Origin of the sequence: Pseudoalteromonas sp. MB41 (assembly GCF_020966275.1) — a bacterium.
Taxonomy (GTDB): domain Bacteria; phylum Pseudomonadota; class Gammaproteobacteria; order Enterobacterales; family Alteromonadaceae; genus Pseudoalteromonas; species Pseudoalteromonas lipolytica.
Genome location: NZ_JAJJZF010000002.1, coordinates 123,795 through 135,522 on the forward strand (window position 1 = coordinate 123,795; position 11,728 = coordinate 135,522).

The 11,728-nt window shown below is 39.0% G+C and carries 14 protein-coding genes; 3 read left to right on the top strand and 11 right to left on the bottom strand.

What is annotated here, in order from left to right; all coding sequences use genetic code 11:
* Positions 1-66: 66 nt before the first annotated feature.
* From LPA49_RS04215 to gloA, 3 genes are all read left to right on the top strand, one after another.
* Positions 67-1,059, top strand: a complete 993-nt coding sequence (locus tag LPA49_RS04215) for an MDR family oxidoreductase (RefSeq protein ID WP_230235626.1) — start codon at positions 67-69, stop codon at positions 1,057-1,059.
* A gap of 93 nt (positions 1,060-1,152) precedes the next feature.
* Entirely contained in the window at positions 1,153-1,569 is a 417-nt protein-coding gene (locus LPA49_RS04220; RefSeq protein WP_036968414.1) for a VF530 family DNA-binding protein, read from the top strand.
* 418 nt (positions 1,570-1,987) lie between these two features.
* Entirely contained in the window at positions 1,988-2,521 is a 534-nt protein-coding gene (gene gloA, locus LPA49_RS04225; RefSeq protein WP_036968417.1) for a lactoylglutathione lyase, read from the top strand.
* A gap of 82 nt (positions 2,522-2,603) precedes the next feature.
* On the opposite strand, the gene LPA49_RS04230 is transcribed toward gloA, so the two are convergent.
* The 11 genes from LPA49_RS04230 to mmsB form a co-directional block, all read right to left on the bottom strand.
* Entirely contained in the window at positions 2,604-2,816 is a 213-nt protein-coding gene (locus tag LPA49_RS04230; RefSeq protein WP_074988217.1) for a CPXCG motif-containing cysteine-rich protein, read from the bottom strand.
* 207 nt (positions 2,817-3,023) lie between these two features.
* Positions 3,024-3,347 (bottom strand): low molecular weight protein tyrosine phosphatase family protein, encoded by a 324-nt coding sequence (locus LPA49_RS04235; RefSeq protein WP_075593572.1) that lies wholly within the window; start codon positions 3,345-3,347, stop codon positions 3,024-3,026.
* Between the two features lie 108 nt (positions 3,348-3,455).
* Entirely contained in the window at positions 3,456-3,650 is a 195-nt protein-coding gene (locus LPA49_RS04240) for an antitermination protein NusB (protein WP_075593573.1), read from the bottom strand.
* A gap of 505 nt (positions 3,651-4,155) precedes the next feature.
* Entirely contained in the window at positions 4,156-5,262 is a 1,107-nt protein-coding gene (locus LPA49_RS04245; protein WP_230235636.1) for a serine hydrolase, read from the bottom strand.
* Between the two features lie 121 nt (positions 5,263-5,383).
* Positions 5,384-5,728: a hypothetical protein gene (locus tag LPA49_RS04250; RefSeq protein WP_227006818.1), complete on the bottom strand. Its 345-nt coding sequence runs from the start codon at positions 5,726-5,728 to the stop codon at positions 5,384-5,386.
* A gap of 44 nt (positions 5,729-5,772) precedes the next feature.
* A complete protein-coding gene (locus LPA49_RS04255) occupies positions 5,773-6,369 on the bottom strand; it encodes a DUF6624 domain-containing protein (RefSeq protein ID WP_230235638.1) in 597 nt (198 codons plus the stop codon).
* 183 nt (positions 6,370-6,552) lie between these two features.
* Entirely contained in the window at positions 6,553-7,098 is a 546-nt protein-coding gene (locus LPA49_RS04260) for a hypothetical protein (protein ID WP_036968432.1), read from the bottom strand.
* Between the two features lie 500 nt (positions 7,099-7,598).
* Complete coding sequence (locus tag LPA49_RS04265; RefSeq protein WP_230235640.1) at positions 7,599-9,419, bottom strand: serine/threonine protein kinase; 1,821 nt, start codon at positions 9,417-9,419, stop codon at positions 7,599-7,601.
* A gap of 58 nt (positions 9,420-9,477) precedes the next feature.
* Positions 9,478-9,966 (bottom strand): hypothetical protein, encoded by a 489-nt coding sequence (locus tag LPA49_RS04270; protein WP_180311551.1) that lies wholly within the window; start codon positions 9,964-9,966, stop codon positions 9,478-9,480.
* 95 nt (positions 9,967-10,061) lie between these two features.
* On the bottom strand, positions 10,062-10,823 hold the full coding sequence (locus LPA49_RS04275; protein ID WP_230235641.1) for an SDR family oxidoreductase: 762 nt from the start codon (positions 10,821-10,823) through the stop codon (positions 10,062-10,064).
* A gap of 9 nt (positions 10,824-10,832) precedes the next feature.
* A complete protein-coding gene (gene mmsB, locus LPA49_RS04280) occupies positions 10,833-11,723 on the bottom strand; it encodes a 3-hydroxyisobutyrate dehydrogenase (RefSeq protein ID WP_065979916.1) in 891 nt (296 codons plus the stop codon).
* Positions 11,724-11,728: the final 5 nt, after the last annotated feature.

Sequence of the window (11,728 nt, forward strand, 5' to 3'; positions counted from 1 at the left end):
CGTTATAAATCAATTAACGGTTTTAATTTAACCATTAAAAGACGATCGGTCTAAAAGGAGTCAACCATGACAACATCAGCCAAATCGATAGTTATAAATAAAGATGATCAAGGCTATCACGCCAATTACACAGATTTTCCTGTTGAGAGCATCCACCAGCATAATGTTAATATTGATGTTGACTACAGCACCCTCAATTATAAAGATGCTCTGGCGATAACGGGTGCAGGACCAGTGGTAAGACAATTTCCTATGATCCCAGGTATTGACCTTGCAGGCACGGTTAGCGAGTCCGATTCTGACGAATTTAAACCGGGCGACACCGTATTATTAAATGGCTTTGGTGTTGGCGAAAAGTATTTAGGCGGTCTTAGCGAAAAAGCCTCAATCAAGAGCGATTGGCTCATTCCCCTCCCCGCTAATTTAACCCCTAAACAAGCAATGCAAATTGGCACCGCAGGCTACACCGCAATGCTGAGTATTATTGCGCTTGAAAAGCACGGTATTAGCCCACAAAGCGGCGAAGTATTAGTGACTGGAGCAAATGGTGGAGTGGGAAGTTTTGCCATCTACTTACTCAATAAGCTCGGTTTTGACGTTGTAGCAACAACGGGTCGTATGAACGAGGCCGAACACTTACAAAAACTCGGAGCAAAACGTGTTTTATCACGCGATGAGTTCTCCACTGCCGGTAAACCACTTACCAAAGAGCAATTTGCAGCAGCCATTGATTCGGTAGGTAGTCATACACTGGCAAATGTCTGTGCATCAATTAACTATGGGGGTGTTGTTACAGCCTGTGGTTTAGCACAAGGCATGGATTTCCCAGCAACCGTTGCGCCATTCATTCTTCGTGGTATCAGCTTAATAGGTATAGACAGTGTTATGCGCCCTAAAGCTGACCGTATCGAAGCATGGCAACGTCTGAGCGAGTTAGTCGAGCCTGAGTATCTAGATACAATTTCGCGAGAAATTCCATTATCAGACGCCATTAGCCATGCTGATGCGTTATTAAAAGGCGAAATACGTGGCCGTGTTGTGGTTAACTGTAAAGAATAACCACTCAAAATACAGTTTCTTGCTTCGTTAGGTATAAAACTAGGGTAAAGGCAATTATACTTACCCTAGTTTTGAGAAATACAGGACAGTCGAATGAGTAATAAAGAAATTTTCAGCAATAACCCACTACAGGGTGTGGGCATTGAGCAGGTTGTCACTGAACTTGTTGACCAGTATGGCTGGGAATTACTCCATGCCTACCTGCGTTTAAACTGCTTTAAAAATAACCCTGATGTAAAATCTGCCGTTAAGTTTTTGCGAAAAACTCAATGGGCGCAAGAAAAGGTCGAGAACTTTTATCTGTACCGCCTAAAAAACTTACCGCGCCCTGATGACGTTAACTACGAGCTACCACCACGCGATCGCGTGATCCCAGCAGATCAAAAACCTGGTGAGCCGTGTGAGCTTAGTTTTACTGATGCAAAACGCATTCATGAGAAAAAAGAAGCGAAACAAAAAGCCCGTGCGCGTAAACAGCGTTCAAGTGCTAGCAACCCTTGGGGTAATTAATCTAGCTTCATGTTTTAAGTTTAAATGAGCCGTTTTTAAGAGCGGCTTATTTAGGTTGTTTCTCTGCTTTTTTACGACTAATCAAAAGTAGCTGTCAAAAGTACAAGTTAAAAAGTACCAGTTAAAAAGTATCTGTTAAAAAAGTACTAATCAAAGTTCCAATCAATTTAAGTCAATTTGTTAGACGTTTTCGTAAAACCCACATCGTTATTTCCTCCTTGGTTTATAAATATCTGCTCAATCTTTAATAGCATCGGCCCGTGTATTAAGTGACATAAACAGATACACCTATTTTAAAGAAAGTAGTTCACTTTATTAGATAGCCTTTACGTATCATGGTTTAAATTTCAATGAAGGTTGATTATGATTACTACACTACATTTATGTTTTTTCACCTCTAACTTTTCAAAGGACATGTATGTCTGACTACAATGAATCGCCAGAACAAATCGCAAATGCGACACAAGATTACGTAATGCAACAAACAATGCTGCGTATAAAAGATCCTAAGCCTTCATTAGAGTTTTACCAAAACGTTTTAGGAATGAAACTATTAGGCAAGTACGATTTTCCGGCAATGGAATTTACACTGTACTTTTTAGGCTATGAGCAAGCTATACCAAAAGGGACTGATAAAGAAAAAGCACAGTGGGTATTTCGCCGCCCAGCGCTTATAGAGCTTACACATAATTGGGGCACTGAAAACGACGACAGCTTTGAGGGTTACCATAATGGTAATAACGAACCCAAAGGGTTTGGTCATATTGGTATTAGCGTGCCTGACGTATACGCAGCCTGTGAACGCTTTGCTAAATATGATGTTGAGTTTGTGAAAAAGCCTGATGATGGCTCAATGAAAGGCTTAGCCTTTATTAAAGACCCAGATGGATATTGGATAGAAATACTCTCCGCTGAGGGGATCACTGAGATCATAGAAGCTCAGAAGCCATAAAACTTTAACATTCAAAAACCTGCAATATGCAGGTTTTTGTTTAATGTAGCGTTAAGCATAAAAATAGCTAACAATCCGTAATCTAATAAGACGCAAACCCATAACCAGCATCATCACTGGATACTGTCACTGAAAGCGTTTCATCAGCGCTTTCAAAAACCAAAAAATTAATAGGCTTACAACAAACTTGGCAATCTTCTATGTATTGCTGATCAACATCAGCGGGGTCCAATAATACATCAATGTGTTCACCACAATACGGACACGCAATCGTTTTTTCAGTTAATTGATTCATCAGTACGACTCCCTATTATTGAGCTCTATACTAAATAGATTGTTATTCTCTCTATGCTTTTCAACATAGTCATCTTATAAAGTATCAAAAAGTGCTTCAATTCTCTCTTTTTCATTACATGCCGCGTCAGCCATTGACAATAATCCCATATCAATATTTGTATAAATCTAAGGTAACACACTGATGATTTTAGACACTTGATATCATTTACAATCGAACGTACCTTGGCACCTTGCTTGTTAGCAATTTAATAAGTTCTGGTTGCATCCGTTGATAATTATCAGGAATTTCTAGGCAGGCAAGTTTCTTTCCTTTAAGTAGTTCTTTGTATTTGTTCGATACTTTATTTTTGTGAGTTTTTTCCATCACAAAAATAACGTCTGCCCATTCGATAAGATCACCAGATAAAGGTGTTTCAGAATCGAGGTTTGTTCCGCACCCTATCGCATTAATACCTTCGTATTCAGAAAACACCTCTTCTGCGGTAGGACTGCGCAAACGATTTTCTGAACAAACAAATAATAGATTCATTTTCACCTTTAAGCCCCTTATAAGGGGCTGTTTATTCGTCGACAAAAATTTAATGTAATCAAGCGTAATTGAATTTAAATTGCCTGATTGTATCCATGCTAATAATTTTTAGTAATTTCTGTTTGGTTGTTTATCCAGAACAACTAATAAAAATGTTGCTAATGGCCCTAAGAGCAAGGATATAAAAAACCATAATAGCCCACTTCTGTTTTTACTTTGAGCTAAGCCTGCATTTAATAATGCTAAGGTCCCTAAACCAATCACATATTGACCGCCACCTGACAAAATTTCACTTCCATTCATCGTACTTTCCTTCATTTAATTAATTACGCCGAAAAACCGGTCCGCAAACGCTTTTAAAACTGAAACATAAATTTGTAGCTTAACTATCGATAAATAACTAGGGCCAAGGAATTTTTTGGTGTTATACCATTACGCTTAATTAAGTGGTCTATTTTGAGGCAATAAAACCGCGTTGATAACAAGGCAAAAATTTAGTTATTTAGTTGTTCTAAATCAGAAATTTTTAACGCAGGTAGCGACTGGTTTAATCACTCAAAATGATTAAGTATTTTTGCGGAATGGTATTAGTTGCTTAGTAATAAAGTTTCGCATACGTACCCTCCGGCTTCACTTTCCAAACCATCACTTTTGTAAATTGTATAAAGACATGGGAAAGCGTTTCATCAGTACGACTCCCTATTATTGAGCTCTATACTAAATAGATTGTTATTATCTCTATGCTTTTCAACATAACCACCTTATTAAGTATCAAAAATACCTATTAAGTAAGCTTAGTTGCTATAAACTACTCACTTTTAGGCTTGCGCAGTTTAGATAAAATAAGACTATCAATATCATTACTAACGCTTCCTATGCTGCTATTGGTAAGTATTACGTAGCCTCTATTTTGGTCTGTAATCGACCGTGTTAACGCTATCCACCCTTGGTTAAATCCAGCGAACCCTAAACTTTTATTTTCTGAATCGACAACATAACTCATACTCCAGCGACCCCCTGTATTTGCTACAGGTGTAATCATTTCTTTAATTAAAGCTTGTGATATAAGACGAGAGCCATTGTATTTATTTTCCTTATTTTTAAGCACGGCTAAATTAAATCGTGCTAAATCAATAGCAGTTGTTTGTAAACCCGCAGCGGCTTGCTCAGCAAAGTAGATCATGGATGTTTTCTTTGCATTTTCATCATACGGTGTTGCTGATTTACTCATAACAGCAGGTGTTACATTAAATGTTGAGTTATTCATTCCGAGCGGCTTAAGTACATTTTTCTGCATATAGTCTTCAAAACTTAAACCCGATACATCTTCTATGAGTAACTGAACAATAGAGTACCCACCACCTGAGTATGACCATTTTGTATTTGGTGTATGTATTAATTTTACATCGCCTGCACCATTATTCTTGCCATTTAATGAATCTACAATCGAAGGAACATCTGTCGGTGAGCCCCAGCCAAAGTAAGGACCGAGAGACAAGCCCGATGTATGCGACAGAACATTTCTTAACGTTACATTTTCAGTTCCAAACTCAGACTTAGGTATCTTCCAGCGTTTTAAATAATTATTTATTGGTTTATCAAGTTCAACTTTACCTTGATCCACCAACTGCATAACCCCCCACGAAGTCACTACTTTTGATATTGAGCCTACATTAAACATGGTATTTTCTGTAATGGCTTTTTGACTTTCAATATCTGCAAAGCCATAAGAAAGAAATCCGGTAACCTCTTCGCCTTGAACAAAGGCAACGGCAACACCAGGGGCTTTATGCTTATCTAAAATCTTTGGTACAGCCTGATCAAGCTCGGCTTTTAGTTCTGAGAAATAAGTCGCGTCAGCTGCTTGAGCATTACTAATAACGAAAAAAACAATAAAAAATAATAATTTATTCATAACATCCCTTTTGAAACACTAAATAACGCAAACACACGCTTCTAAAGTAAGAATCTCTTATAATAAAAACAACCTAATATTAATTATTTAAGTAAGTTCCTATAAATATTTACAGCAATATCTAATAACCTTGGTTTTTTGTTAATCTCACGCCATCAACAACCATTACCCATTCGTCACCAACCAAATGTGGTGCTTCTGTCACATCGAAATTAGAGGTTAAAAAAGCCACACCTACTACAAAGTCGTCTCCTATAAACTCTTTTAACGGCGCATTTATAGATGTTGACCCACCATCTTGGACCCTCTCATATACCACCGTACCGTCTTGATGGATAAGCAAGTACATTTCTTTGCTTTCCCACTCACCTACGTAAGATAACTTATCCGCTGGCAAAGGCTTGCTACAAGAAGTCAAAGTAAGCACAGCTAAAACCAGTAAAATAAACTTTTTCATTTCTACCATTAAGATCCCACCGAAAACCTGTCTTAAAAGAGCTTAACGTTGTATTAATTAAGATCTATTTCAGGGTGATCTTTTATACCGTACATTTCTTCCATTAACTTTTTATAAAAATCGAGTGGTGGCATTTTCATTTTTGCTCGACGTTTATCAACATTAGCCTTGTCTTCAATAGGACTAAATACTATTTGACCCTCGATTAAGTCAGCCTGAGTGCCATAGAGTTGCTTGTTGCCCTGAGCAATAAGGACCCTATCAGTTAGTAGGGCAAGTTGCTGTCCCGTTATACCTTCATTATTTAAATATGATGTCTCTAAATACGGAAGCATTTTTGCTTTAAATTCAATATCTGATGAATGCTGAATTATTAAAAAAGCAGCACTCACTCCTTCAATACCGACCAGTTCTTTTGTTAGCCATGAATGTTCTTTGATAATAGCTTTTAGCTTAGTTGTATTAGCTTCATCTATTATCTTTAGCTGGTTTATGAGTTCTTTGGGGGGATTTTGCCAGCCAACTTTTCCTATTTTATTGCGGATACTTTGATCTTGAATTTCCATTTGCATTAATTCCTTTTTTAGTTGTGGATTGCTTTCAGCTAAAGTAAAAAATGGAATAAATAAGATAAGTATTAAATAACGCATAATTTTCTCTTCCTTGTAAAATGAGTTTTATCGCTGTGGCATGAACGACAACCGATTTAACTATAAACAGCGTTTTAATAAGTGTTCAGAGCGTAAACGCTATTTCTAGGTAAAGTTCTTCCATGTTTCTCCAATTCTCAAATCTGTATAACTGCCAGTTAAAATTCACACAAGCAAGGCGTGTTATGTTGTTTTTAGATGCAAATTTTTTGATTGATTTAAAATAACGACCGCAAACACGATTTCTAATGCAGCCCCTATAAACGCACCAATTACAAAATGACTTGCGAAAAATATGCACAGCGCGCCAGATATCATAAGCAGAGCCCCTAAAATCCAATACACTTTTGTGCCATATAAAGTATTAAAAATTAAATAACGTACACCAATTATCATTAGCATAATTGGATAAAACCATTCAGGCTTTAACGTTGCTACAGCAAAGGCAATAAACAACCCAACAAATAAAATTATCGTACTTTCTAAAGCAAGTTTTCCGAGCGGATTTTTAGCATTATGTTTTCCTGAACGCTTCAGTGCTTTTGATAAAAATATAGCGATAGGATGTATAAACATCCCACCAAAAAAAAGCGCGAGCATGCTAGATTGATATGAGTATTGAAGTGCAACTATTCCCGCTAAACACCAGATAACCCCAGATGCTAAAACGCCGGTTCCACCACCACAGTAAGAAGTATTCATATCTTTTTGTGCATCTTCGAATGTCATAATTACTCCTTACATGCCCTTTGTTACCCAACCACTTTACTGCTTCATAACGCATTTAATGGCTTATTTTTCATACACCCATCTTTCTACACATAAACATCTTTGTAAACACATAATTAAAAAGTATATTTAGACTTCAAAACAGTGTACTTAATATTATTGGGCACAAGTACCAGCAACTGTATAAAAACACAGTATTATGTAAATTACCGTGCCTGCACCTGAAACCCATCAATTAAAACTAAGTCTTAGGCCAATTTTGCTCCCTTTAAATCAGTGGATTGCACGTAAGAAAATTGTACCAATTCGCTAAATTAAGTACTCTTGAGACAATAAAACATCGTTGATACCAAAATGATGTTCTATTACTGCGGATTGATATTGGTATTAGAAATGGCTAAGTGAGCGGTAAAACAACTTACGCGACGTCTTTATAAAGTGGCAGGTAAAAAAGTGAGTTCTGTATTTTGGCTTTGTTTGGCTATGTTAAGCCCAGCGCATTACAGAGCGACTCTTTTTGGATCTCGTGGGTAGAATTCATCGGGTTGTTTGGCACATAAGTCAAATTCACGGGTGTTTTTATACGGGAGTTTCATAAAACCAGCAACGCCTACATCGGTAATGCTAACAGCATATTGCATCAACTTACTAAGTAAGCGCTTAAATTCAGGTTCTTTACTGGCGTCAAGTAAGCGGTAGTAATGGTGAATTTTCATTCTATCTGGCAAAGCTTCAAAAATGATACAGCCTGTGTGATGTATTTGGTTTAGCTCAAATACGCATTTAATCACTTTTTTAGGCAGTTGTAGTTGCTCATCGGGGTCTTTGCCGTCTTCAAAGTACGAGTGTGGTCGCGTTACATCAGAGGCCTGTACATCCATCACTTCGTAATCAAGTTCTGGTAAATGTTCAAACTTAAAGGCCCCTGTGCCGTCACGTTCTAATTGAATAGTTTTACGCGCATCGAATAAGCAACACTTAAACAGGCCTTTTTGTTCAATACCTTGAGCAAGCATCACGGTATTATTTATAGCGTCTGTAAAGGCAGTGCCTAAGCTTTCGTCATGCAAAATTAAGGATGACTCAACAAACACGGAGTTTTCTTTCCAGTGAAAACTTAAGCCCCCTACTACCGGGTATTTAGCTAATCGACTGATTGCAGCCAAAAATGCTTTTTCGGTATCGCCGGTATCAAATAAGAACTCTTTATAGTATCTATCAAGCTGTGCATCATTTACATCGAGCAGTTGTTGATTATGATCAGCTTGGCGCAAAAACTGTTTACGCGAGCTGTATACTACGGTATCAGGGTGCTCGTCTATGTCGCTAAACCAGTAGGGAATATAGGGGCGTATCAGCTCACGCGGCAGCTCTGGTAAATATGCTTTAGCCATGGTTGGCATATTACGCATAAAGTAATCGCCCGCACCATCTCGCGTTGCTTTATCTTTTGAAAGCATGCCATCAATTACCCGTGCAAGCTCAATGGGTAAGTTAAGACTGGTGGCAGGAATAACTTTTGCGCCAAAGCGGCATGATTGTGCAGATGCTAATGCATACAAGGTTGATGCAACGCCTTGCTCGTCAAACCGTGGCGATGATTGACCGCCCGACATCTGCTCATCACCAATAAAGTACACATCGCCCATACGTGCGTTGGTGGTGCTTATATCTGCCGACATTAAATCCATAAAATTGCTGGCAACCGGATTCCCTTCACTGTCGATTTGGGCATACACAGAACTGCCCCAATCAACCAAAGATAATTTATTACTTTGTTCGTCATACACGATATTAGAAGGCTTAATATCACCATGCACAATGGGTTGTGGGCTAATGCCATTTTTGTGCTCACGCAAATCAACCAGTACATTCCTGAGCTTAAGCGCTAGCGACATAATTTTTGCTGCACTAAAACGCCCTTGCTTGATGGATATTTTTTCTAAATCTTCGCCAAGGGCGCGTTCCATCATTAAGATGCCTTGCTTTTTTATTCTTTCAAAGGCGTAAAACTTCGGCACCAAGGGGTTATTTACTTGAGAAAGCATGTAAGCTTCGTCTTCTAGGCGGTCGCGAACGCTTTGTGCCAGTGTTATCCGCGAAAACTTAAATACCCATGGCACGCCTTCATCATCAATCCCCGCAAAAACAAAACCAAATGCCCCTGAACCAATTAGCTCAACTTGCGTGTAACCAAGCAAGGTTAATTGTTTAATACATATGTTGAGCCATCGACGGTGCTTTTTTGCATCATGGTGAGACAGTAAGTATACAGACTGTTCTTCGTTGATATAAAAATTGCGGATTTGTTTGGGATTCACTGCATCTCTCAAAATAAAAACGGCATTATTAGCCGTTTAATTATTGAATGTTGGTAAGTTAATTACAAGGATTTTGCTTTTCAATGGTCCAACCATGTTGTTTAAAAAACAGTTCTGAAACAGTTAAAATGATGCCTGCAAGAATAATTAACTCCATCACACTTATTACGTCTCTCATAAACATCCAGCCTAGAGCAAAAAACCCCATAAGTTGAATCGCTTTAAAATACCATGCAACTTTTCGTATTGTACCGTACTTTAGCTGATAGCTTTGTTCTAAAACGCCATCACACATTAATGAAATAACTGCGGTAGATTTTCTAAAGGGCTTTACGATTACATCTAGCTTGCAGGCTTTACCATCAATATCAAATTCATGGCAAGAGGAAGTTTTAAAACTACGGGCTTCTTTTATTAATTCACCATCGACTTTTAAGGTCTCTTTACCGGTATAGGCTGACCCCCAATATTCAATGACATGCTTGCCTAACGTAAATTGTGCTGTTATTCCCTTCATCAGTGAAGCTTTAACGTTCTCTGTTGTCATTGTAATTTCCTTATTAATCAAAAACTCACCCTAATCTAAAAACAAAAAAACGGCAAGCTAAGCTTACCGTTTTGGTATTCAATGGGTAATTGAAATTAAAGTCGAATACCGCCGTCTATTTCAACAACACGGCCTGTAAAGAAATCGTTTTCAACAATGTACTGTGCCGTTTGTGCAATTTCTTCTGCTTCACCAAAGCGACCCACTGGGGTTACAGCCATCATGCGCTGTTTTGCCTCTGGCTTCATTGCATCGGTCATTGCGGTGCGAATAACACCCGGTGCAATTGCACCCACACGAATTCCAAAGCGGCCTAGCTCTTTCGCCCAGCCCGTTGTCATGGCAACAACACCCGCTTTAGAAGCAGCATAGTTTGTTTGACCAATATTACCTGCTCGTGCAACGCTCGACATATTAACGATAACGCCACCTTTACCAGACTCAATCATGTGACTTGCTGCTTCACGTCCGGCTAAAAACACGCCCGTCAGGTTTACATCAATAACAGACTGAAATTGGGCAAGCGACATCTTATCAACCACTTTGCCTTCTTTCGCTTTGATAAACATACCATCACGTAAAATACCCGCATTGTTGATAAGCACACCAATATGACCAAAGTCATTATTAATCGTGTTGAATGTTGTAACGACTGCATCTTCATCAGTCACATTTGCTGCATAGGCTTGTACTTTTGTGCCGTATTTAGCCAAGGCAGATACCGCGGTATCGAGGATGTCTTGTTGCATATCAATCAGCGCAATATTTGCGCCAAGCGATGCAAACTTTTCGGCCATCGCAAAGCCTAAACCTTGCGCACCACCAGTAATAACGATGTTGTTGTTTTTAATTTCCACAACACACTCCTACTTCGAGAATAATTTAAAAATGGCACTAAAATCATCACTGCCTGCACCTTGGTGTTGCAGCATGGTGTATAAATTTTTAGCCATTGACCCCATTGGGGTTGATGAATTACTTTGCTGGGCTGCTTCCATAGCAAGACCTAAATCTTTTGCCATTAAATCAACCATAAAGCCCGGTTTATAATCATTACTAGCCGGTGCGGTTTCCATCACACCTGGGCACGGGTTATAAAGCTCTAAGGTCCAGTTACGGCCTGAGCTGGCGGTCATAATGTCACTCAATACTTTGGGGTCTAAGCCATTATTAATGCCCATTTGCAGAGCTTCACTTGTCCCTGCCATCAAAATACTAAGCAGCATGTTGTTACATATTTTAGCCACTTGGCCTGCGCCAATATCACCCGCATGGAAAATATTTTTGCCCATATCAACCAATGCAAGCTTGGCTTTTTCAAAGTGACGTGGCTCACCACCGACAATAAAGGTCAGCGTACCCGCGGTTGCACCTGCAACACCACCTGAAACCGGCGCATCAACAAAATCAATGCCTTTTTGTGCCAGTTCGCTGCCTACTTGACGAGCTGATTCAGCATCAATGGTTGAGCAATCAATAACCAGTGTTTTACTATCTAGTAAATTAATTAAGCCCGTTTCACCAAGATAAAGCGACTTAACATGCTTGCTTGCTGGTAGCATACTAATAAAAATATCGGCACCAATAGCACATTCAGCTGCATCGCTTGCGGCCATTGCGCCTTTTGCTTCAAGCTCGCTGACCGCCGCTTTATTTAAATCAAATACGCGTACTGTGTGGCCGGCATTAACTAGGTTAGCCGCCATTGGGCCACCCATATTGCCTAAACCAATAAAACCTATTGTTAATTTAGCCATCTGTA

Bases quoted from the DNA above. Each gene is read 5' to 3' on its own strand.
- LPA49_RS04260 (WP_036968432.1), bottom strand. From the start codon at position 7,098: ATGACATTCGAAGATGCACAAAAAGATATGAATACTTCTTACTGTGGT.
- LPA49_RS04215 (WP_230235626.1), top strand. From the start codon at position 67: ATGACAACATCAGCCAAATCGATAGTTATAAATAAAGATGATCAAGGC.
- LPA49_RS04245 (WP_230235636.1), bottom strand. From the start codon at position 5,262: ATGAATAAATTATTATTTTTTATTGTTTTTTTCGTTATTAGTAATGCT.
- LPA49_RS04235 (WP_075593572.1), bottom strand. From the start codon at position 3,347: ATGAATCTATTATTTGTTTGTTCAGAAAATCGTTTGCGCAGTCCTACC.
- LPA49_RS04220 (WP_036968414.1), top strand. From the start codon at position 1,153: ATGAGTAATAAAGAAATTTTCAGCAATAACCCACTACAGGGTGTGGGC.
- LPA49_RS04230 (WP_074988217.1), bottom strand. From the start codon at position 2,816: ATGAATCAATTAACTGAAAAAACGATTGCGTGTCCGTATTGTGGTGAA.
- LPA49_RS04250 (WP_227006818.1), bottom strand. From the start codon at position 5,728: ATGGTAGAAATGAAAAAGTTTATTTTACTGGTTTTAGCTGTGCTTACT.
- mmsB (WP_065979916.1), bottom strand. From the start codon at position 11,723: ATGGCTAAATTAACAATAGGTTTTATTGGTTTAGGCAATATGGGTGGC.
- gloA (WP_036968417.1), top strand. From the start codon at position 1,988: ATGTCTGACTACAATGAATCGCCAGAACAAATCGCAAATGCGACACAA.
- LPA49_RS04255 (WP_230235638.1), bottom strand. From the start codon at position 6,369: ATGCGTTATTTAATACTTATCTTATTTATTCCATTTTTTACTTTAGCT.
- LPA49_RS04270 (WP_180311551.1), bottom strand. From the start codon at position 9,966: ATGACAACAGAGAACGTTAAAGCTTCACTGATGAAGGGAATAACAGCA.
- LPA49_RS04240 (WP_075593573.1), bottom strand. From the start codon at position 3,650: ATGAATGGAAGTGAAATTTTGTCAGGTGGCGGTCAATATGTGATTGGT.